A 22,381-nucleotide genomic window follows, 5' to 3' on the forward strand; every position below is an offset into this window, starting at 1 on the left:
ACCCTCAACCGCGGGGCGCCGCCCCGGTCGCAGTGTGAGTGCCGTACGCCGCCCGCCACAGTCGCACCCAGTCGAACGCAGGCGCAGCCGGACGCACCCCTGGCCTCGTCCTGGGCACCCGCACCCGCAGGGCGTCCGGTTCGATGGTGCACCGCACCGGAGTGCGGAGCAGGAGGGATTCGCCGTCGACTCCCACCGGGATTTCCGGGGTGTCGGCGTCCACGACCACCTCGATCGCCGTTTCCTGCGTCAAGCCGTGAACGTTGGTGCGGCGCAGCAGACCGACCGCCTGCCGGGTGTTCGCCACCGACACGGTGACCGCGCCGAGGACGCCGCGATCGAGACGGTCCCGGCGGCTCAGACCGGCCAGATCACTGTTGCCGTAGGGATTGTTGCTCACCAGGACCGCCTGCGGTCCCTCCACGGCCGTGTCACCGATCCGCGCGACCAATCGTGGCCCGGCGTGCCCGGTGAGCAGATCGGGGAGCAGCGTCAGCACCGTTCCGGCCTTGTCGTCGCGGTAGGCGGGACTGCGCACGATTTCGGCGTAGACCCCGAACGACGCGTTGTTGACGAAGGGTCGGCCGTTGATGGTGCCGAGGTCGACACGCAGCTCGACACCGTCCCGGAGTGCGTCCAGCGATCGGGACGGATCGGTGCGGTCGAGTCCGAGATCCATCGCGAAATGGTTGCGGGTTCCGGCACTGATCACGAGGAACGGCAGGTGGTGTTCGGCCGCGACCGCCGCGACGAGCGCCTGAGTCCCGTCTCCGCCCGCCACCCCCAGCAGATCGGCCCCTTGCGCGACCGCCCGTCGGGCCAGTGCGGTGACGTCGATGGTGGTCGGCCCTTCGAGCAGCTCGACGTCGGCGCCGAGCTCTTCGGCTCTGCGCTTCAGGTCGAATTTCGCGACCTTCCCGCCGCCCGAATGCGGATTCATGATCAGGAACGGGTGCTCCGGTGGCGGGGCAGGGTATTCCGGCATGGTCGTCTCCGCCCGTCTTCCACGCAGTGCGACGCGGGCGCAGACGACGGCCAGCAGCGCCAGCGCGTACGCGAGCAGCACCACCCACAGCAGCTGCGCGCGGACGAACAGTGTCAGCACGATGATCGGCGCGACGATCGCCACTCCCAGGGAGATCCACCTGAGCACTCCGCGCCGAGTGAGGAACCAGTACAACGCCGCCACCGTGACCACGACGCCACCGGTCCCCACGATGAGCAACGCCACGGTGCCCAGCACGCCGGCGAACAGCACGGGCACCGCCGCCGCACCGACGGCGAACACGAACGCCACACGCGCCCACCAACGTCGGCCACGGTTGGTGGTATCGGCGGTGCCTGATCTGTTCACGTGACTGCCCCTCACCGGCGGCGTGTACTTTCTTCGCGACGGTGCGACTTCCCGTCGTATGTCCATCTTCCGCCGTACGCGGAGGCGATCGCAGCACATTGCACGCCTCGGACTGCGGCAGCGGTCCGTCCGGTCGGGCGCGTCGACGTCCGGGACTCAGCCGCGAGCGGTCAAGCGCCAGTTCCCGATAGGTCGCCCGCGCGCGGTTTCGTCGAAAGGTCCCGCCATCCGGCGAGCACCCTGTGCACGGCCTCGGCGCCGTGCAACGGGTCGGGCGGTGCGGGCAGGTCGGCGGGATAGATGAGAAAGGGGGTGCTCTGCGGTCCGCCCATACCGCCGTGCGAGCCGACCTGCTCCTCGAACGCCGCGACCTCGTCGGTGTCGGGCCAGTACGCGCCACCGACCATGATGTCGGCGACGTTGTCGAAGGTGTCGGTGCGTCGCACCTTCGCCAGCGCGTCGGGGCCCATCGCCGCGAGCGGGTTCTCACCGGTGACCTCGCCGGTCGTCACGTCGACCTGGCCGTGGGGCCCGAGCACTACGGACCCACCCTGGGCGGCAACGAGCAGGAAGCCGACCCCGGGATGCTCGCGCAGCCCGGTGAGCAGCCCGGGATGGGCAGCCTCGATGGCGTCGGCATCGGCGCGTCCGGGCAGGTGCGGGAAGTAGATCAGACCGAGATTGCCCGAGCCGAGCACGATCGGCTCACCCGTGGAGGCTTGCGCCTCCTCGCCGGCCGTCGGCGAGTGCACGCTGGCCGCCGCGTAGCCGCGCCCCTCCGCCCCGGGCTGTCGGGAGGCTTCGGATGCGCGCTCGTACCAGTGGCGCTGCACCGCGGCCGGTTCGCGCTGTGCGGCAAGCCGGATGACCAACTGCCCCAAAGTTTCCCCGTAGCGTTGCAGGAAGGTCGCGCCCTGACTCTGCCCGTGGTCGGACAGCACGACGACGCGGTAGGGCCGATCGGCCTGCGCCACCACGGCGAGCAGCATCTCGATGACGTCGTCGAGTTTGGTCAGCACCGCGAGGGTCTCGGGACGGGAGATGCCGGAATGGTGCGACACCTCGTCGTAGCCGATCAGGTCGACGTAGACGACGCTGCGCCCCTTGATCAGATCGCCGACCACCGCGGCGGCGGCGACATCGGTGGCGAGCACGGTCGCGAACGCCCGCACGAACGGATAGACCCCGCCCCGCGGCACCCGCGGCTGGATGTCCTTTCGCTTCTGCCGCAGTGACTGGCGTAGTTCCCGTTGCAGTTCCGCGACCATCCGGATGGACGTGCGCAGCGCGCTCGCCGGGTCCGCGAAATAGTCGCTGTAACCGGCACCGCCGCCGAGGCGGGCACCGCGCATGCGGCTGACGACGAGCACGTTGTCGTGCGCGCCGCCGGTGAACAGATTGCCGCGGCTCGCACCGTCGTGCGCCAGCAGGCCGGGGATGCCGGTTCGCTCGAGTTCGCGCTGCTCGTTGTCGGCCGGGTTGCTGGACACCGAAATGCGCTCGGTCGTCTTGTCGTACCAGCGAAACGCCGGCACGTTGTGGTTGGAACCGTGCAGCACGCCCAGCTGGGTCGCACCCGTCTGACTGCTCCAGTCGGTGTGCCACGGCACCAGCCGGTGGGTCTCGCGCACCAACTTCGCCAGACCGGGCGTCACGCCGTCGGCGATCGCACGACGCAGCACGTCGTACCCGAGGCCGTCGATCTGGATACACAACAGTCCCGGTGACGCGTCCACGAGCGCGGCGTTGCGACGCAACCGGAACCGCTGTCGGCGCACCTGCATCAGTCGGTACGCGGTATCGGAGCGGGACGCGATTGCTCCCGAAACCACGGAGGTGAACAGCGAGAGCAGCGCCGCGAGAACGAATGCGTCGCTCAACTGGTCCACCGACGCGACCGGCACCAGGTACAGCGTCAACAGCATCATCACGCCGCCGGCGAGGAACACCCCGACGAACAGCAGCACCGGGCCGATCCACGACATGAACCGCATGATCACCGGCCACAGCGCGGCGTTGAGCAGGCCGAACACCAACGCGAGCACCAGCGCGGCCGGGAGCGTCGGGATCGGAGTGAAGCTCGACCGGTCCAGGGTGATGCCGCCGAGGATGCGGTCGAGCACGATGAGCGCGAGCGCCGACGACCCCCAGAGCACGAAGAACTCGACGAGCACCCGCACCACGCCGCCCACCGTGCGCATCGCACCGCCTTTCGTCATCTGGAATCGTAAGGGTGTGAGCGCAACGCCGGGTCCAGTTGCCGCCGCACCCGGTGTGCGCTGGCTCGGACATTCCAGCGCGCTGATCGTGGACCGCGGGACGGTCGTCCTGACCGATCCGGTGCTGACCGACCACGTCGCGCACCTACGCCGCCGCCGAGGGCCCGCACCGATCGGGCCGCACGTGCGCAACCCGGACGCCGTCCTGCTCTCGCACCTGCACGCGGACCATGCGCACCTGCCGTCGCTGCGGCTGCTCGATCCCGACGTCCCGATCGTGGCCCCGTGGCGGGCGGTCGACGGCCTCCCCGCGCTGCGCCAGTTCGCCGACCGCCTGGTGCTGCTGAGGCCGGGCGACGAGACAAGGATCGGCAACGTCACCGTGCGCGCCGTGCCCGCCCGACACGACGGCAGGCGCTGGCCGCGCGGCCCGCAGATCGCGCCCGCGGTCGGGTACGTCGTCGAGGGTGACCGGCGGACCTACTTTGCCGGCGACACCGACCTGTACCCCGACCTCGCCGACCACGTCGGCCCCGTCGACCTCGCGCTGCTACCCGTCGGCGGCTGGGGTCCGACCCTCGGCAAGGGTCACCTCGACCCGACTCGCGCCGCGGTCGTCGCACGCCTGGTGGAGGCGGGCCTGGCGGTGCCGATCCACTACGGCACACTGTGGCCGATCGGCCTCGACGCCGTGCGACCCCGGTTGTTCTTCGGCCCGGGCGGGGAGTTCGTCCACCACGCCGAGCGGGCGGGTGTCGTTGCGGTGGAGTTGCACCCGGGTAGCGAACTCGGGGTGTGAATCCGGTTGCTCCGAAACCGTGTCGATCGACGCGTGGGTGCGCTCCGAGGCGCAAAGACGGCCAAAGCGCTCTGGTCGGCTCCTCGATCGGCGGAAACTGGAGGTGGCAATTTCAAGTCGCACCATCGCCGAGAAGGTGGTGATCCGGGCGGTGTCGATGGACGAGGACGGCGTGCGAAGTCTCTCCCGACATGCGCGGGCGCGTGTGCTGGTTCCGGCGATCCTGCGCCCGGTGTGCGCCACGGCAGTGCTGGTGAGCGCATACTTCCTGCTGCCCTTCACCACGGTCGACAACCTGCGCACCGTGTCGCTGGTGGTCGGGGGTCTCGCTGTGGTCTGCGCGGTGTATGTCTGGCAGATCCGCAGGGTGTTGCGTGCCGAGTACCCGGTCGCGCAGGCGGTCGAGGCGTTGGCCGTCACCGTGGGGGTCTACCTCGTCGCCTACGCGACGACGTACTTTCTGCTCTCGCAATCGGGGCCGGACAACTTCAGCGAAGTGTTGACCCGCCTCGACGCCCTCTATTTCACCCTGACGGTATTCAGCACAGTCGGATTCGGTGACATCGTGGCCTCCACGGAGACCGCGAGGGCGGTGGTGTCGGCACAACTCATCGGCAACCTGATCCTGATCTCGTTGGGCATCCGGGTGCTGACCGCGTCGGTTCGCTGGCGGCGAAAGCCCGGGATCGCCCGTGACTCGGCGGCGCCCTGACAACCGGTACTCGACGGGTTCGCGACCTAGAGCCGCTCCTCATAGCCCGGCTTCCATGTCGCGACCGCCCAGATCACGAACACGTCCAGCACGATCATGACCACCGACCACCACGGGTAGTGGGGCAGCCACAGAAAATTGGCGAGGAGCGAGAGAGCACAGATCACCATGGCGCCGACGCGGGCCCACGTCGCCCCGGTGAACAACATGACACCGACGGCCGCAACGATCACACCGAGCACCAGGTGAATCCAGCCCCACGCGGTCGTGTCGAACTGGTAGATGTACTCGGGGCCCGCCACGACGAGGTCGTCCTTCATGAGCGCCGAGATGCCCGACAGCACATGGAGAATTCCGATAGTGAGCAAAACTATCGCTGCCACCATGGACGTCGCGGCCGCGACCCCCTGCTTGACCAACGACTCGTCGGACATGGCGATCCCTTCCCGGACAAACCTTGGCCTGCAAATATTTTCCGTCGCCGCGTCGAGCGAGGTCAATACGCGCCCGTCCGGTCATCTTCCTGACAAGGGGTGATCCGGCGGAGGATACTTACTTTCGCCAGTTCATTTCGTACGTTGACGAAAGAGGAACGGTCATGTCCGATGAATCGCTGGTCAAGCAAGGTGTGGCAAAGGGAACGTCGATGGGCGGGGCGGTTCTTCTCGTCACCGTCGGCGTGCTGGAGTTCCTGCAGGGGATCTCCGCGGTAGCCAAGGACGACGTGATCGTCGTCGGCATCGAGTACACCTACCAATTCGACGTCACTACCTGGGGTTGGATTCACCTCGTGCTCGGCGTGATCGTCGCGGCCGTCGGCGCGGCACTGTTCACCGGGGCTACCTGGGCGCGTGTCGGCGCGATGGTGCTGTGCGCCCTGTCGATCTTCGTCAACTTCCTGTGGCTGCCCTACTACCCCCTGTGGGCGATCACGATCATCGCGCTGAACGCCGTCGTGATCTGGGCGGTCGCCACCTGGAACCCCGAAGTGATCTGATCTGCAATGGAAGACGGCACGAGCACCGGCTCACTCGACAAGGACGAACGCGCCGAACTCCTCCGGTTGCGCGACGAGGTGGCGACGCTGCGCGGACAGGCCGCGGGCGCCGCCGCGGGTGTTCCGGCAGAACCGGTCTCCCGCCCACCCCGGAACGGATTGCGCTGGACGGCGGTGGCGATCCTTCTGGTGCTGGTCGCCGTTCTCGCGCTCGCGTCGGTCACCGCGCGCTTCACGAGAAGTCAGATCCTCGACACCGACCGCTACGTGAGCACGGTGGCCCCCCTGGGTTCGAATCCGGCCCTCCAGGCAGACATCACGAACCAGATCACCGACGAGATCTTCGCCCGAGTCGATGTCGAAGGGCTCACCAAGGAAGCACTGACGGCACTGACCGACGTCTCGAATCTCGCTGCGAACGCGCCCCGGCTGGACGCGGCCGTCGTCGGCCTCGCACCGGTCATCACCAGCCAGGCAAAGAATTTCGTCCACGACACCGTCAGCTCACTCGTGCAGTCCCAGCAGTTCGAGGACCTGTGGATCCAGGCGAACCGTTCGGCGCACAACGCGCTCGTGGCGGTCATGACGGGCAACTACGGCCTCAGCTCGGTGGAGGTCGACCAGAGCGGCACCGTCAGCATCTCCCTCGGCACCGTCATCGACAGGGTCAAGGCCGCGCTGACCGAGCGTGGTTTCGCGTTCGCCGACAAGATCCCCTCCGTGGACAAACAATTCGTGCTGTTCCAATCACCCGAACTGGTGAAGGCGCAGCGAGCCGTCAACGCGCTCGACAAGGCCTCGGCGATCCTGCCGTGGCTGGGCATCGCGTGCGCCGCCGCCGCGGTCGCCGTCGCCCCCAGAGGCCGTCGGCTGCGCGCCCTCTCCCTCGCCGGCCTGGCGATCGCACTGGGAATGCTCGTCCTCGCAATCGGGATACTCATCGGACGCGCCATCTACCTCGACAGCGTCCCACCGGACATCCTGTCGCCCGACGCGGCGACGGCGGTCATCGACACCGTCCTGGTGCCGTTGCGGACGAGCCTGCGCGCGGTCGCGGTCCTCGGTCTGGTGATCGCGATCGGAGCCTTCCTCACCGGCGGCTCGTCGTCCGCGACCGCCGTGCGTCGCGGCTATGGTCAGGCACTGGACTTCGTCCGCAAATCCGGCGCGGGCCGACCGCCGAACGAAGTGGAACGGTGGGCCAACCAGCTTCGAGTTCCACTGCGCTGCACCATCATCGGTATAGCGGCTCTGCTTCTGGTGTTCTGGCGCTACCCCACCGGACTGGTCGTGCTGTGGATCGTCTTCATCGCGCTACTCGCGCTCGCGGCCCTCGAACTGCTCATCCGCCCGGCCCGCACAGCCACCGAACAGGACTCGGGATCTACGCCGATGCCTTCGTCGTGAGCGCCCGGCCCCGAAATGTTCTGCGATACGCCGACGGGGGGACGCCGAGCACGGCGCCCATGTGCTGACGCAGGGACACCGCAGTCCCGAAACCGACCTCGCGGGCGATGACGTCGACGGACAGGTCGGTGGTCTCGAGGAGTTGTCGCGCGCGGTCGACCCGGTGGGTGATCAGCCAGCGGTTCGGGGTGGTGCCGACCTCTTCACCGAACCGCCGCGTGAACGTGCGGACGCTCATGTTCGCGTGCGCGGCCAGCCGGCTCAGCGTCAGCGACTCACCCAGCCGATCCAGCGCCCAGTCCCGGGTGGTCGCGGTGGACTCCGCCGTGGTCTCCGGAATCGGCCGCTCGATGTACTGCGCCTGCCCGCCGTCGCGCCACGGTGGGACGACGCAGCGGCGCGCCACCTGATTGGCGACGTCGGAGCCGTGGTCGCGGCGCACGATGTGGAGGCAGAGGTCGAGTCCGGCCGCGACACCTGCCGAGGTGAGGATGTGCCCCTCGTCCACGAACAGCACGTCGGGATCGACCCGGACCTGCGGATAGGTGCGCTGGAAGTGTTCGGCGTTCCGCCAGTGCGTGGTGGCGCGCAATCCGTCGAGCAGCCCGGCCGCGGCGAGGATGTAAGAGCCGGTGCAGATGGAGACGTAGCGCGTGCCGGGCCGGACGAAGGCGAGAGCCGCCTCGAGGTTCGGGGTCAGATGCCCGTCGTCGTAGGCCGGGCCGAGTTCGTAGGACGCCGGGATCACCACCGTGTCGGCCTCGGCCAGCAATTCGGGCCCGTGATCGACGGACACCGAGAAATCGGCGTCCGAACGCACGGGCCGTCCGTCCGCCGTGCAGGTCTGCACCTCGTACAGCGGATTCCCTTCGGCGTCCTGCGCCCGTCCGAAAACCCGCGACGGAATGCCGAGTTCGAACGGGATCACACCGTCCAGGGCGAGCACAACCACACGATGACGTTCGACCATGGCCAGATTCTTTCACATGTTGTCATTCCGGCAACTGTTCCGGCGAGACGACGTCCCGCAGACTTACCGTCGTGACGTCCGAAATCGCGCCCCCGGCACCTCCTGCCCGAACCGCCCCGCCGCGCCTCCACTACGCCTGGCTGGTCGCCGCCGTCGCGTTCCTCGCCCTCGTGGGGGCCGCCAGCTTCCGGGCGGCGCCCTCCATCCTGATCGACCCACTCCACGAGGACTTCGGCTGGTCGCGGGCGAGCATCTCCTCCGCGGTGTCGATCAACCTGGTGCTGTACGGGCTGACCTCGCCGTTCGCGGCGGCGCTCATGGAACGCTTCGGCATGCGGCGGGTGGTCACCGCGGCGCTGGTCCTGGTGTCCGCCGGCAGCGGACTGACCGTCTTCATGACCGCCACCTGGCAACTCGTGCTGTTGTGGGGCGTGCTTGTCGGGCTGGGCACCGGCTCGATGGCGCTCGCCTTCGTGGCCACCGTCGTCGACCGGTGGTTCGTCGCCCGCCGCGGCCTCGTCACCGGCATCCTCACCGCGGGCAGCGCCGCCGGACAGCTGGTGTTCCTGCCGGTCCTCGCGATGGTCGCCGAGCACTACAACTGGCAGACCGTGGCGCTGACGGTGTCGTTCGCGGCCCTCGCCGTCGTACCGCTGGTGCTCGTGTTCCTGCGCAACCGGCCGTCCGACGTCGGGACGGTGCCGTACGGCGCCGGACCCGACTACGTCGCGGAACCACCCGCCCCGACCGGTCGCGGCGGTGCCGCGGGCCGGGCCGTGACCGTGCTGGTGTCGGCGGCGCGGACCCGGGTGTTCTGGCTGCTTGCCGGCACGTTCGCCATCTGTGGGGCGAGCACCAACGGACTCGTCGGAACCCACTTCGTCCCGGCCGCGCACGACCACGGCATGCCGGTGACGGCGGCGGCGAGCCTGCTCGCGGTGATCGGGATCTTCGACGTGATCGGCACCATCGCGTCGGGGTGGTTCACCGACCGATTCGATTCACGCAAGCTCCTCGGCATCTACTACCTGCTCCGCGGGATCTCGCTGATGCTGCTGCCGATCCTGTTCGCGAACACCGTGCACCCGCCGATGATCGCATTCGTCATCTTCTACGGACTCGACTGGGTGGCGACCGTACCCCCGACGGTTGCACTGTGCCGCAAGCACTTCGGTGGGGACGCACCCATCGTGTTCGGCTGGGTGCTGGCGTCGCACCAGATCGGCGCCGGCATCGTGGCGTTCCTCGCGGGACTGGTGCGCGACCAGTTCGGCGGCTACGACTCCGCGTTCTACGTCGCGGGCGGACTGTGCGCGATCGCCGCCGTCATGTCTCTGGCCATCGTCGCGAAACCCCGCAAGATGGCGTCCGAGATGAGTTGACCTGCGCCGAAACCACTCCCCCGGGCGGCCCCGGTTCCTAAGATCGATACATGGCAGCTCAGCGTGCGTCGGACGAGGTCATTGACCGCTCCAAGATCGAGAATCGGGCTCCGTCGGTAGCCGCATTGTTCGTGGATCGGGTGGCCCACTCACCCAACCGCGAGGCGTTCCGATACGTCGACGCGGCGGACCCGCAGCAGTGGTCCAGCGTCACCTGGTCCGAGGCGGGCGACCGTGTACGCAACCTCGCGGCCGGTCTCATCGTCCTCGGTGTGCAGGCCGAGCAGCGGGTGGCACTCGCATCCGCCACCCGCTACGAGTGGGTGCTGGCAGACCTCGCCGTCATGTGCGCGGGCGCCGCCACCACCACGGTCTATCCCACCACCACGGCCGGCGACGTCGCCTACATCGTCGCCAACTCCGGCAGCCGCGTCGTCTTCGCCGAGGACGACGCGCAGCTGGCCAAGCTGCGCGAGAACCGCGGCGAACTCGGCGACGTCGAGAAGGTCGTTCTGATCGACGGCGACCCCGGAGACGACGACTGGGTGATCACGTTCGACCAGCTACACGACCTCGGCGAAGAATTGCTCGCCGAGACACCCGACGCCGTGCACGACCGGATCGAGGCGATCGCCCCCGACGACCTCGCCACCCTCATCTACACGTCCGGCACCACCGGCAGACCCAAAGGTGTGCGGCTGTCGCACTCGGCGTGGACGTACGAGGCGGCCGCGATCGACGCCACCGGCATCCTCGACGCCGACGACCTGCAATACCTCTGGCTCCCCCTGTCCCATGTGTTCGGGAAGGTCCTGCTCACCCTGCCGCTGCAGATCGGTTTCGCGACGGCGGTCGACGGTCGCGTCGACAAGATCGTGGAGAATCTCGCGGTCGTCAAACCCACATTCATGGGCGCGGCCCCCCGCATCTTCGAGAAGGCGTACGCGCGGATCGTCTCCACCGTGCGCGAGGAGGGCGGGCTGAAGGAGAAGATCTTCGACTGGGCCGTCGGCGTCGGGCTGCGGGTGTCGAAGGCCAAGCAGGCGGGCAAGAGTCCGTCGCTGCTCGACACGGTTCAACACGCCGTCGCGGATCGGCTGGTGTACAGCAAGATTCGCGAACGGTTCGGCGGCCGCCTGAAGTTCTTCATCTCCGGTTCCGCGGCGCTCAATCGTGATGTCGCGCAATGGTTCGACGCCGTCGGCATCGTCGTCCTCGAAGGGTACGGACTGTCCGAGACCAGTGCCGCGTCGTTCGTCAACCGCCCCTCGGCGTACCGGTTCGGCACCGTCGGCTGGCCCATCCCGGGCACCGAGACGCGGATCGGCGAGGACGGCGAAATCCTCATCAAGGGTCCCGGCGTCATGAGCGGATACCACGAGAACCCCGAAGCCACAGCCGAAGCGCTCACCGACGACGGCTGGTTCCACACCGGCGACATCGGCGAACTGGACGACAACGGCTACCTGCGGATCACCGACCGCAAGAAGGACATGTTCAAGACGTCCAACGGCAAATACGTTGCACCGTCCGCCGTGGCAGCCACGTTCAAGGGCATCTGCCCGTACGTCGGTGAACTCATCGTCGACGGCGAAGGGAAGTCGTACTGCGTCGCCCTGATCTCCCTCGACGCCGAATCGATCGGCGAGTGGGCAAAGAATCACGACCTGGGTGGCAAGTCTCTCGCCGAGATCGCGAACGCCCAGGAAACCCGCAACCTGATCGGCGGATACGTCGAGGAACTCAACGCCGGCTTGAACCGGTGGGAGCAGATCAAGAAGTTCCGCATCCTCGACCGGGAACTCACCGTCGAGAACGGCGAGATCACACCGAGCATGAAGCTCAAGCGCAAGGTCGTGATGACCAACTTCTCCGACGAACTCCACGATCTCTACAACTGAGTTGACCCTCACGCGACGTCAGGCTGCACGGTAGAGGGCGTGAGCGAGAAACACACGGTCGGCGTGGTCGCCAGGCTGGTCGGAGTGAGTGTGCGCACCCTGCACCACTACGACGAGATCGGTCTGGTGACACCGTCCGACCGCACACCCGGTGGGTACCGCAGCTATTCGGACGCCGACGTGGAACGTCTGCACCGCGTGCTGACGTACCGCGAACTGGGTTTCCCCCTCGAGGAGATCGCAGCCCTCCTCGACGACCCGGACGTCGATGCCCTCGCGCATCTACGGCGACAGCACGCGTTGCTGAGCGAACGGATCGATCGCTTACACGAGATGGCTGCAGCCGTGGAGAAGATGATGGAGGCGAGAAGCATGGGCATTCAGCTCACCCCCGAAGAGCAGAACGAAATCTTCGGCGACAACTGGCCGGGCGAGGAGTACGCCGCCGAGGCCGAAGAGCGCTGGGGCGATACCGACGCGTGGAAGCAGTCCCAGCAGCGGTCCGCGAAGATGAGCAAAGAGGACTGGAAGCGAATCAAGGCCGAGGGAGACGCATTCGAGGCGTCGCTCGCGCAGGCGATGGCCGACGGCGTCGAACCCGGTTCCGATCGGGCCAACGCACTCGCCGAGGAACACCGCGCCGGCATCGAACGGTTCTACGACTGCGATTACGCAATGCAGGTGAACCTCGCCGAGATGTATCTCGCCGACGACCGCTTTCGCCGGCACTACGACGACGTCGCCCCCGGTCTCGCGCAGTACGTCCGGGACGTCATCGTCGCGAATGCCGAGCAGCGGTAACGGGAACAGCGCGGACTCGATGAAGCACCGTCGTCGAGTTCGCTCCGTTTTTCAGCACTATCCTGGGACCCATGTCCGATGCGCAGCGTCCCAGCCCCCGTCAGTACGTCGGGTATCTGTTCGGTCGCACGCTGCCGGATTCGATGCAGGACTGGGTCCGCAACGACCTCGTCGGGCCGGGAGCCTCGGTGCGGTACGTCCTCCGCTTCATGCTTCCCGTCGCCGCGGTGCTGGCGTTGTTCCTCCTCATCCCCGGTCCCATCTGGATCCCGCTGGCGATGATGGCCCTCCTGCTGCTCCCCCTGCTCTACTTTGCGGTCGCGCTGATGAACATCTACCGTCGCCACCGTCTGCTCAGCCACGGCCTCGATCCGGACCTCGTGGGCGAGAAGGCGCAGCGCCGCGCCGACCGCACGCGCGAGGACTACGAGCGCCGCCACGGCCGCACCGAGGACCAGTAGCGGCAGCATGATGCATCACACTCTCGCCTCGACAGTGACGCAGCGCACGTGAACGATCGATAAGTAATGCGTTAAAGTGGCGGCGTCCGAGTGGGTAATCCCACGAACCGCGTACCCCACAGGGTGCAGCGCAGGTTCCGACAGCCTCGACGGGAAGAGCAGTCATAGATGACAGTCACAGATTCGGCGGTCACGCCCGATATTCACACGACGGCGGGAAAGCTCGCCGACCTGCGTAATCGTCAGGCCGAGGCGCAGCACCCGAGCGGTGAAGCCGCGGTCGAAAAGGTCCACGCCAAGGGCAAGCTCACCGCCCGCGAACGCATCACCGCCCTGCTCGACGAGGGCAGCTTCGTCGAACTCGACGCCCTCGCCCGGCACCGCTCGGTGAACTTCGGCCTCGCCGACAACCGCCCCGTCGGCGATGGCGTCGTCACCGGCTACGGCACCGTCGACGGCCGCGACGTGTGCGTGTTCTCCCAGGACGCCACCGTCTTCGGCGGCTCCCTCGGCGAAATCTACGGCGAAAAAATCGTCAAGGTCATGGACCTCGCCCTCAAGACCGGGCGCCCCCTGATCGGCATCAACGAAGGCGCCGGCGCCCGCATCCAGGAAGGCGTCGTCTCCCTCGGCCTCTACGGCGAAATCTTCCACCGCAACGTCCAGGCCTCCGGGGTCATCCCGCAGATCTCCCTGATCATGGGCCCCGCCGCCGGCGGCCACGTCTACTCCCCCGCCCTGACCGACTTCGTCGTCATGGTCGACCAGACCTCCCAGATGTTCGTCACCGGCCCCGACGTCATCAAAACCGTCACCGGCGAAGACGTCACCATGGAAGATCTGGGCGGCGCGCACACCCACATGGTCAAGTCCGGCGTCGCCCACTACGTCGCCTCCGGCGAACAAGACGCCCTCGACTACGTCAAGGACCTGCTGTCCTACCTGCCGTCCAACAATCAGGCCGCGGCCCCCCGGATGCTGCCCACCGACCCGATCACCGGCTCCATCGACGACTCCCTGACCGCCGAGGACCTCGAACTCGACACCCTCATCCCGGACTCGGCGAACCAGCCCTACGACATGCACGAGGTCATCCGCCGCATCCTCGACGACGACGAATTCCTCGAGGTCCAGGCCGAACGCGCCGGCAACATCGTCGTCGGCTTCGGCCGCGTCGACGGCCGTAGCGTCGGGATCGTCGCCAACCAGCCCACCGTCTTCGCCGGCTGCCTCGACATCGACGCCTCCGAAAAAGCCGCCCGCTTCGTGCGCACCTGCGACGCGTTCAACGTCCCCATCATCACCCTCGTCGACGTCCCCGGTTTCCTGCCCGGCACCGACCAGGAATACAACGGCATCATCCGCCGCGGCGCGAAACTGCTCTACGCCTACGGCGAGGCCACCGTCGGGAAGATCACCGTCATCACCCGCAAGGCCTACGGCGGCGCCTACGACGTGATGGGCTCCAAGCACATGGGCGCCGACGTCAACCTCGCCTGGCCCACCGCCCAGATCGCCGTCATGGGCGCCTCCGGCGCCGTCGGCTTCGTCTACCGCAAACGCCTCCTCGAGGCCGCCAAGAACGGCGACGACGTCGACGCCCTGCGCCTGCAACTGCAACAGGAATACGAGGACACCCTCGTCAACCCGTACGTCGCCGCCGAACGCGGCTACGTCGACGCCGTCATCCCCCCGTCCCACACCCGCGGACAGATCGTGGCCGCCCTGCGCCTCCTCGAACGCAAAATGGTCACCCTCCCGCCCAAGAAGCATGGGAACATCCCCCTATGAGCGGCGGCGAATCGTTTGGCACCTTGACCGCGGAATTGGCGGTCGACGAGGTGCTCGACGAGATCGCGCTGGACGCCGGCCTCGCCGAAGAGGCGCCGGCGGCGCCGGCCGTGACGTTCACGGGCAACCCGAGCGACACCGACATCGCCGCGGTGCTCGCAGTGTTCGCTGCGATCGCCTCGTCCGGTTCCGCGGCGGAAGCGCCCGCGTCCGATAACGATTCGTGGGGCACTCCCGCCCTCATTCTGCGTCGGCAAGTAGCCGCCGCTGCCGTCCTGGTCAACGCAGGCTACTGAAACTGTAGAAAAGGGAAGACATTTCGATGAGTAGTGCACGTATTTCCAAGGTGCTCGTCGCGAACCGCGGTGAGATTGCAGTGCGGGTGATCCGGGCCGCCGCCGATGCCGGCCTGGCCAGCGTCGCCGTCTACGCCGAACCCGACGCCGACGCCCCGTTCGTGCGCCTGGCCGACGAAGCGTTCGCCCTCGGCGGGCAGACCTCCGCCGAGTCCTACCTGGTGTTCGACAAAATCTTGGACGCCGCCGCCAAGTCCGGCGCCGACGCCATCCACCCCGGCTACGGCTTCCTCTCCGAGAACGCCGACTTCGCGCAGGCCGTGATCGACGCCGGCCTGATCTGGATCGGCCCCTCCCCGCAATCGATCCGCGACCTCGGCGACAAGGTCACCGCCCGGCACATCGCCGAAAAAGCCAAGGCCCCGATGGCCGCCGGCACAAAGGACCCCGTCAAGAACGCCGACGAGGTCATCGCCTTCGCCCAGGAATACGGGGTCCCCGTCGCCATCAAGGCCGCGTTCGGCGGCGGCGGCCGCGGCATGAAGGTCGCCCACACCATCGAGGAAATCCCCGAACTGTTCGACTCCGCCACCCGCGAGGCCGTCGCCGCGTTCGGCCGCGGCGAATGCTTCGTCGAACAGTATCTGGACAAGGCCCGCCACGTCGAAGCCCAGGTCATCGCCGACCAGCACGGCAACGTCATCGTCGCCGGCACCCGCGACTGCTCCCTGCAACGCCGCTTCCAGAAACTCGTCGAGGAGGCCCCCGCCCCGTTCCTCACCGACGACCAACGCCACCGCATCCACACCTCCGCCAAGGCCATCTGCAAAGAGGCCGGCTACTACGGCGCCGGCACCGTCGAATACCTCGTCCAGGGCGACACCGTCTCCTTCCTCGAGGTCAACACCCGCCTGCAGGTCGAACACCCCGTCACCGAGGAAACCGCCGGCATCGACCTGGTCCTGCAACAGTTCAAGATCGCCAACGGTGAACGCCTCGACCTCACCGAGGACCCCACCCCCCGCGGCCACGCCTTCGAATTCCGCATCAACGGCGAGGACGCCGGCCGCGGCTTCCTGCCCGCCCCCGGCCCGGTCACCAAGTTCGTGCCCCCCACCGGCCCCGGCGTCCGGATGGACTCCGGCGTCGAAACCGGCTCGGTGATCGGCGGCCAGTTCGACTCCATGCTCGCCAAACTCATCGTCACCGGCGCCACCCGCGACGAGGCCCTGGCCCGCGCCCGCCGCGCCCTCGCCGAATTCCAGGTCGAAGGACTGGCCACCGTCATCCCGTTCCACCGGGCCGTCGTCTCCGACCCCGCCTTCATCGGCGACGGCACCTCATTCGACGTCTACACCAAGTGGATCGAAACCGAATGGGACAACCAGATCGAACCGTTCACCGGCACCCAGCCGATCGACGAGGACGAAACCCTGCCCCGGCAGAACGTCGTCGTCGAGGTCGGCGGCCGCCGCGTCGAGGTGTCCCTGCCCGGCCAGTTCACCCTCGGCACCGGCGGCGGCGGGCCGGCCGGGGCGGTCCGCAAGAAGCCCAAGGCCCGCACCCGCGGCGGCGCCCACGGCGGCGCCGCCTCCGGTGACGCCGTCACCGCCCCCATGCAGGGCACCGTCGTCAAGGTCGCCGTCGAAGAAGGACAACAAGTCGCCGAGGGCGACCTCATCGCCGTCCTCGAGGCCATGAAAATGGAAAACCCCGTCAACGCCCACAAAGCCGGCGTCGTCACCGGCCTCGCCGTCGAACCCGGCGCCGCCATCACCCAGGGCACCGTCCTCGCCGAACTGAAATAGCTTGTGAGTACTTGTCAACCGCCCGCGGTTTGTTGAGTCTGGGGACATGTGAGACAGATGATGTCTACCCAGATGTGAGACACGCTGCCGTCGACGAGGTGTGAGGCACCTGACTGGTCGTGAACTTGGTTCATGACCGGAACGGATGCCGTCATGGACCTGCTACACGCCCTGCTGGTGCTCGCCCACAACACCGGCGCCGACATGTTCGGCGGGAACTTCGCCCGCTGGTGCGCCGACCACGGGATCCCCCGTGCCACCGCCTACCGACACAAGAAACGGATCGAGGAACAGGGCCGGTGGACCACCCGGTCCCGCCGGCCCACCTCCTGCCCACACGCCACCCCACTGGCGGTCGAGATCGAAATCGTGCGGCTTCGCCTGGACCTGCCCCACCACGAGCGCGGCGCCGACACCATCGCCTACCACCTGCAGGCCGTCGCCGAGAAACACAACTGGGCCGCCGAGGGCTGGACCATCCCGTCCCGGGCCACGATCAACACGATCCTCACCCGCTACGACCTGGTGATCCCGGCGCCGAAGAAACGCCCGAAATCGTCGTACCGCCGGTTCTGCTACCGCAACCCCCGCGACTGCTACCAGATCGACGCCACCCAGGTCCGGTTGGCCACCGGCGAGAAGGTCGTCGTCTTCGAGGTCCTCGACGACTGCACCCGCACCCTGGTCGCCACCCGGGTCGCGGACGCCGAGACCGCCGCCGGGGCGATCGCGGCGATCACCGCCGCGTTCACCGGCTTCGGGGTCCCGGCGTTGGTGCTCGCCGACAACGGCAGCGCGTTCACCTCCCGCCGCACCAAGGGCGGCATCTCCGGCTTCACCCGGGTCGTGGAGCAGGCCGGGGCGCGGCTGATCCACTCCACCCCGTATCACCCGCAGACCTGCGGGAAGGTCGAACGCCACCACCGCACCTTCAAGCAATGGTTGGCCGCACGGCCCACCACCGCGGCCACCATCGCCGAACTGCAGCAACTGTGCGAGACGTACCAGCGGTTCTACAACACCGAACGCCCGCACAGTGCCGTCAAGATGCCACCGCTGCAGGCCTGGCGGAATGCGGCGATCCTCGGTGGGCCGCAGCACCTTCCGATCCAACACGACGCCACCGTGCACGCCCTGGTCGTCTCCTCCGTCGGCACCGTGTGCGTCGACTCCCGCGCCCGCCTGAGCGTCGGCCGAAAGATGGCCGGGCAAACCGTCACCCTGCTGCGCGACGACGACCACGTCACCGCCTACACCACCGACGGCAACGTGATCGGCCACCTACACCTCGACCACACCAAGCGCTACCAAGGCAAACTCCGCCCCGCCTAAAATCTGTCTCACATCTACCTAGACACCCGTGTCTCACATCTACGTAGACAGCACAAACCGCCCGCGGTTGGCAAGTACTCACGGGTGGCGGCCGTGCATGGCGGCCGTCACCCGCGCCGCGGCGTCGCGGACCATTTCACCGATCTCCGCCGTGCGCACACCCGACATCGGCCGGGACGCGTCGGCGACGCACAGCACGACCGCGGGTTCACTGTCACGGTTGAATGCCGCCGCATTGATCGACAGCGGTTGGTAGCTGCCCTCCGGGTCGATGTCACCGACCACCGCATCCGCCGACAACAATGTGCGCGCCTCCCGCAGCGCGACGGTCGAGCGGTGCCCGCCCACACCGCGACCGCGGAGTTCCGACACGGCATCCGCGAGCGAATGCTGTTGCTGCTGCATGCATTCCATCGCGTATCCGCGCTCCCGGACGAGCGCGAGGGCCGGCTCGTATGTTGCCCGCAGCACGTCCACGTCGACTCCGAGATTCTGCCCGCCGAGGGCATACCATTCCTCGCGCCGTTCCGGCGGATACCAGGCCGCGATCCCCGAACCGATGGGCGGCGCGAGCAGCACCTTGTCGCCGAGCCGCAGACCCAGGGTTCCGCGGCGTCCCCCGACCGGCTGCACCACCTCCGCGACCACCACATCGCTGCCCGAATGTACGAACGCGATGGACGCCATGTCGGACGCGTCGGCCAGTTCGTGCATCACCGACCGCGCGAGGTCGACGACGTCCGTGGCCGTCTCGGCGGCGCGCCCGACCGGGATCAGCGCCGGCCCGAGACGGTAGGTCTTGCGGGTGGGGTGCCGGATGAGCCAACCGGCCTCGGTCAGGGCCACGACCATCGGATAGCAGGTGGCCTTCGCGACGCCGAGGTGCCGGGCGATGTCGGCGAGGCTGCGGGGCGTCTCCGGCTCGTCTGCCAGGAGTTCCGTGAGCATCACGATACGTTCGGTCTGCGGTGAATTTCGTGCCATGTGTTTGCATAATGCCACTCTGGCGGCGCACTGTGACGAGGGATACAGTCGAGCTGTCTGAACGATCGCTAAATTGCCTGGCCATCCGTCACAGCCGCTGCAGGAAGTGAAACTCATGAAACGCTTCGATCTACGTCGCCGGACCGACCGACTCGATCCCGAGACGCAGCACGAAGAGATGTACCGGATTCTCGCCACTCAGGAATTTCCCTGGGACATCAACCAAGCCCTCAGCTTCGCGCTGTTCCGGACGTACGCCGTGCCCACCATCGGCCGGTTGCTGTTCGAGACCGGCGAGTTCACCGAACGCGTGCAGAAGCGCTACGACGACACCGGACTGATCCTCGACGCCGTTCTCGAACACGGCTTCACCAGCGATCCCGGTCGCGTCGCCATCCGCCGGATGAACCAGATGCACGGCTCCTACGACATCTCCAACGACGACATGCGGTACGTGCTGTCGACGTTCGTGGTGACCCCGGTGCGCTGGATCGACGACTTCGGCTGGCGGAAACTCACCCGCAACGAGATCGTCGGGTCCACCAACTATTACCGTGCGCTCGGCAAGTACATGGGCATCAAGCAGATTCCCGAGACCTTCGAGGCGTTCGAGAAATTCCTCGACGACTACGAGCGTGACCACTTTCTCTTCGACCGGGGTGGCCGCGCCGTCGCCGACTCGACGCTCGAACTCCTCTGCACGTTCCCGCCGAACAACCTCGCGCCCGCCGCCCTGATCAAGCGCTTCTCCTGGGCACTCATGGACGATCCGCTTCTCGACGCGTTCGCCTACCGCAGACCTTCCCGCCTCGCGCGGACTTTGTCGCGGGGTGCGTTGAAGGCCCGCGCCCGCCTCGTCCGGTTCTACCCCGTGCGCACCGAGCCCAAGTTCGCCCGCGACCTTCCCAACATTCGCAGCTACCCGACCGGGTACGAAGTGGAGAAACTGGGCACCTTCCCCAGAACCTGCCCCGTGCAGCACACCAACGGTACGGTCGCGCGGGAAAACACCGCATCCTGAACCGCTTTGGAAGCGTGATCGACGGAAAGCCGTGTGTTCGAACTATTTTCGGACACACGGTGAATGGGGGCGGATACCACCGGGTTCTGCCGTAACGTGGCTGCGCGTAGAGACCGTCGACAGGAAGGGATTTTGTGCACTTCTCGCGAGGGACCCTGACCATTGCCGCACTGGCAGGAGCGGCCTCACTCGCTCTGGCCCCCACGGCAACCGCCGCCACCACCTATCAAATCAACGTCGTCCCACCGATCGGAACCGTCTACGCCAACAACCTGGTGACGCTCGGTGCGCTCGTCACCCCCACCCCGACGGGGACGGACGGCACCACCCCGGTCGAGCTGGAACTCACCGACCCCTCCGGCGACGTGACCGCGCGGTCGATCCCCCTCACCCTGGGCGCCGGGACGGCCGCGATCCGGACCCACGAGGCCGGCCGCTACACCGCCGTCTTCACGTTCGCGCCACCGAACGGCGAGCCGACCGAGACGACGACGGAATTCGATGCCGTCGCGTCACCGGGGCTGGGCCTGGGGAGCTGACAACCGAAACTGCCGAGACGCATCGCCGGTCAGACGCCGGCGGTGCGCCTCTTCTTCGGCTTGACGGGAGCTTCGATGGACCCCACGGTCTTCATCGCGATCTCGACGTACTTGCGGGCCACCGCGTCCGGGGTCAGCTTGCCCTCGGCGTGATACCAGCGCGGAATCGACTGGCACATACCGAGGAGCGCCCGCGTCGTCTCCGCCGCATCCGACACGTCGAAGAGCTCCCGCTTCTTGCCTTCCTTGACTATCTCGAGGACCAGTTCCTCCACACCCTTGCGGACCGTGCGGTAACGCTGCCGGTTCTCCGGGCTCAGGTAGCGCACCTCGCTCTCGAGCGCCGCAAGACGGGATCGCATGGTCATCCGCAGCACGATCGCCTCGATGACGTTGGCGAGTCGCTGCACCGGATCGTCGCCGCCGTCGGCGCTCGCGGCGTGGGCACGCTCGAGGACGTCGCTGGTGGAGAGCTCCAGGAGCGCCAGGAGAACGGCCTCCTTGTTCTCGTGGTGGTAATAGAGAGCGGGTACCGTGACACCGACTCGGCGGGCGATGTCGCGCACCGAGGTGCCGTGGAAACCGTGTTCGTAGAACGCGTCGAGGGAGGCGCTGAGGATCGGCGTCAACTTCGTGGGTTCGAGGCGGCGCCAGTCCGCTGCGTTGCCGACCTCGGTGGGCGTCGCACCCTTGGATGAGCTGACCATCGAAGACCTATCTACCGCTCGCTATGCCAGGACGGGTCAAGTGTAGCTGTTCAGATAGTCGGCGAAGGTCTGCGGCGGCCGTCCGGTGAGCGTCTCGACGTCACCCGTCACGACCGCCAACTCACCGGCCGCGATCGCTGCGTACGAGGTCACCCACCCTGCGACCTCGAAATCCGGCGCCCCGAAGTGGGCGCGGGACGCGTACGCCTGGTCCAGCGTCTCGTTCTCGAACCGCACCGAACGTCCGGTCACCCTCGTGATCGTCTCGGCGGCCTCGGTGAGGGTGAACGCCTCCGGCCCGGTCAGCCGGTAGGTGACGCCGTCGTGGTCGCCGTTGCCGGTGGTGAGGACCGCCGTCACCGCATCGGCGACGTCGTCGGGCGCGACCGCGCTCACCCGGCCGTCCCCGGCGGGACCCCGGATGACGCCCTGATCGTCGGCCATCAGCGGGATCATCGACTGGTACCAGCTGTCCTGCAGGAACGTGTACTTCAGCCCGGTCTCCCGGATGTGCTGCTCCGTGAAGTAGTGGTCGCGCCCGAACGTGAACGTGCACTCGGGCGCCGCGCCCAGAAACGACAGGTAGACGATCCGCTCCACCCCGGCGGCACGGGCGGCGTCCACGGCGGTGCGGTGCTCCTCGCGGCGGGTGGCGCTCTCGTTTCCCGAGACCAGGAACAGCAACCGGACGCCGTCCAGCGCGGCGGTCATCGCCGGACCGTCGGCATACGTGGCCACCGCGAACGCGGAGTCGTAATGCTCGGCCAGCGGCTCGAACCGCTGCGCGTTCCGCCCGATCAGCCGGACCCCGGCGCCGCCGCCGAGCCGCTCGAGCACCTTGCCGCCGATCGACCCCGTGGCTCCTGTCACTGCAATGGTCATGCCCCGCATTCTCCCAGC

The 22,381-nt window shown here is 67.6% G+C and carries 21 protein-coding genes; 14 read left to right on the forward strand and 7 right to left on the reverse strand.

Translation table 11 applies throughout. The features are described from left to right. Nucleotides 1-4: 4 nt before the first annotated feature. Both JVH1_RS17840 and JVH1_RS17845 read right to left on the reverse strand, forming a co-directional pair. On the reverse strand, nt 5-1,354 hold the full coding sequence (locus JVH1_RS17840; RefSeq protein WP_043780366.1) for a diacylglycerol kinase family protein: 1,350 nt from the start codon (nt 1,352-1,354) through the stop codon (nt 5-7). 170 nt (nt 1,355-1,524) lie between these two features. Beyond that, nucleotides 1,525-3,555 (reverse strand): phage holin family protein, encoded by a 2,031-nt coding sequence (locus tag JVH1_RS17845; RefSeq protein ID WP_043780374.1) that lies wholly within the window; start codon nt 3,553-3,555, stop codon nt 1,525-1,527. Between the two features lie 34 nt (nt 3,556-3,589). Between JVH1_RS17845 and JVH1_RS17850 the strand changes: the two genes are divergently transcribed. After that, nucleotides 3,590-4,372 (forward strand): MBL fold metallo-hydrolase, encoded by a 783-nt coding sequence (locus JVH1_RS17850; RefSeq protein ID WP_009476821.1) that lies wholly within the window; start codon nt 3,590-3,592, stop codon nt 4,370-4,372. Nucleotides 4,373-4,475: 103 nt separating this feature from the next. Next, a complete protein-coding gene (locus tag JVH1_RS17855; RefSeq protein WP_009476820.1) occupies nt 4,476-5,084 on the forward strand; it encodes a potassium channel family protein in 609 nt (202 codons plus the stop codon). 26 nt (nt 5,085-5,110) lie between these two features. On the opposite strand, the gene JVH1_RS17860 is transcribed toward JVH1_RS17855, so the two are convergent. Then, nucleotides 5,111-5,518, reverse strand: coding sequence for a hypothetical protein (locus JVH1_RS17860; RefSeq protein WP_009476819.1), 408 nt, complete (start codon nt 5,516-5,518; stop codon nt 5,111-5,113). Between the two features lie 164 nt (nt 5,519-5,682). Here JVH1_RS17860 and JVH1_RS17865 point away from each other — a divergent pair, with 164 nt between their 5' ends. Beyond that, a complete protein-coding gene (locus tag JVH1_RS17865) occupies nt 5,683-6,081 on the forward strand; it encodes a hypothetical protein (protein ID WP_009476818.1) in 399 nt (132 codons plus the stop codon). Nucleotides 6,082-6,087: 6 nt separating this feature from the next. Beyond that, the gene (locus JVH1_RS17870) at nt 6,088-7,488 is read left to right on the forward strand and encodes a hypothetical protein (protein ID WP_009476817.1); all 1,401 of its coding nucleotides are present in this window, start codon (nt 6,088-6,090) and stop codon (nt 7,486-7,488) included. Here JVH1_RS17870 and JVH1_RS17875 read toward each other — a convergent pair. Beyond that, nucleotides 7,466-8,458: a GlxA family transcriptional regulator gene (locus JVH1_RS17875; protein ID WP_009476816.1), complete on the reverse strand. Its 993-nt coding sequence runs from the start codon at nt 8,456-8,458 to the stop codon at nt 7,466-7,468. The genes JVH1_RS17870 and JVH1_RS17875 overlap by 23 nt on opposite strands. Nucleotides 8,459-8,529: 71 nt before the next feature. Here JVH1_RS17875 and JVH1_RS17880 point away from each other — a divergent pair, with 71 nt between their 5' ends. From JVH1_RS17880 to JVH1_RS17915, 8 genes are all read left to right on the forward strand, one after another. Next, entirely contained in the window at nt 8,530-9,840 is a 1,311-nt protein-coding gene (locus JVH1_RS17880; protein ID WP_009476815.1) for an MFS transporter, read from the forward strand. A gap of 50 nt (nt 9,841-9,890) precedes the next feature. Next, nucleotides 9,891-11,741: a long-chain fatty acid--CoA ligase gene (locus JVH1_RS17885; RefSeq protein WP_009476814.1), complete on the forward strand. Its 1,851-nt coding sequence runs from the start codon at nt 9,891-9,893 to the stop codon at nt 11,739-11,741. Between the two features lie 39 nt (nt 11,742-11,780). Then, nucleotides 11,781-12,542 carry a MerR family transcriptional regulator gene (locus JVH1_RS17890; RefSeq protein WP_009476813.1) on the forward strand — a complete coding sequence of 254 codons (762 nt, stop codon included), beginning with the start codon at nt 11,781-11,783 and terminating at the stop codon, nt 12,540-12,542. A 71-nt stretch (nt 12,543-12,613) separates the two neighbouring features. Further along, nucleotides 12,614-13,003, forward strand: a complete 390-nt coding sequence (locus JVH1_RS17895; RefSeq protein WP_009476812.1) for a DUF5313 family protein — start codon at nt 12,614-12,616, stop codon at nt 13,001-13,003. Between the two features lie 168 nt (nt 13,004-13,171). Further along, the gene (locus JVH1_RS17900) at nt 13,172-14,794 is read left to right on the forward strand and encodes an acyl-CoA carboxylase subunit beta (RefSeq protein ID WP_342338343.1); all 1,623 of its coding nucleotides are present in this window, start codon (nt 13,172-13,174) and stop codon (nt 14,792-14,794) included. Then, the gene (locus JVH1_RS17905) at nt 14,791-15,090 is read left to right on the forward strand and encodes an acyl-CoA carboxylase subunit epsilon (RefSeq protein ID WP_371112997.1); all 300 of its coding nucleotides are present in this window, start codon (nt 14,791-14,793) and stop codon (nt 15,088-15,090) included. The genes JVH1_RS17900 and JVH1_RS17905 overlap by 4 nt, the downstream gene beginning before the upstream one ends. A gap of 26 nt (nt 15,091-15,116) precedes the next feature. Continuing rightward, nucleotides 15,117-16,898, forward strand: a complete 1,782-nt coding sequence (locus JVH1_RS17910) for a biotin carboxylase N-terminal domain-containing protein (protein ID WP_371112998.1) — start codon at nt 15,117-15,119, stop codon at nt 16,896-16,898. 132 nt (nt 16,899-17,030) lie between these two features. Then, nucleotides 17,031-18,230: a DDE-type integrase/transposase/recombinase gene (locus JVH1_RS17915; RefSeq protein WP_157174038.1), complete on the forward strand. Its 1,200-nt coding sequence runs from the start codon at nt 17,031-17,033 to the stop codon at nt 18,228-18,230. Between the two features lie 78 nt (nt 18,231-18,308). Here JVH1_RS17915 and JVH1_RS17920 read toward each other — a convergent pair whose 3' ends face one another. Beyond that, nucleotides 18,309-19,214, reverse strand: a complete 906-nt coding sequence (locus JVH1_RS17920) for an IclR family transcriptional regulator (protein WP_009476809.1) — start codon at nt 19,212-19,214, stop codon at nt 18,309-18,311. A 115-nt stretch (nt 19,215-19,329) separates the two neighbouring features. On the opposite strand from JVH1_RS17920, the gene JVH1_RS17925 reads away from it, so the two are divergent. Together JVH1_RS17925 and JVH1_RS17930 are read left to right on the forward strand one after the other, a co-directional pair. Beyond that, entirely contained in the window at nt 19,330-20,235 is a 906-nt protein-coding gene (locus JVH1_RS17925; RefSeq protein WP_009476808.1) for an oxygenase MpaB family protein, read from the forward strand. A gap of 134 nt (nt 20,236-20,369) precedes the next feature. After that, on the forward strand, nt 20,370-20,774 hold the full coding sequence (locus JVH1_RS17930; RefSeq protein ID WP_009476807.1) for a hypothetical protein: 405 nt from the start codon (nt 20,370-20,372) through the stop codon (nt 20,772-20,774). Between the two features lie 29 nt (nt 20,775-20,803). On the opposite strand, the gene JVH1_RS17935 is transcribed toward JVH1_RS17930, so the two are convergent. Further along, the gene (locus JVH1_RS17935; RefSeq protein WP_009476806.1) at nt 20,804-21,481 is read right to left on the reverse strand and encodes a TetR/AcrR family transcriptional regulator; all 678 of its coding nucleotides are present in this window, start codon (nt 21,479-21,481) and stop codon (nt 20,804-20,806) included. Between the two features lie 36 nt (nt 21,482-21,517). Then, nucleotides 21,518-22,363, reverse strand: a complete 846-nt coding sequence (locus JVH1_RS17940; protein WP_009476805.1) for an SDR family oxidoreductase — start codon at nt 22,361-22,363, stop codon at nt 21,518-21,520. Between the last annotated feature and the right edge of the window lie 18 nt (nt 22,364-22,381).

Source organism: Rhodococcus sp. JVH1 (genome assembly GCF_000280725.2).
GTDB classification, from domain to species: domain Bacteria; phylum Actinomycetota; class Actinomycetes; order Mycobacteriales; family Mycobacteriaceae; genus Rhodococcus_F; species Rhodococcus_F jostii_A.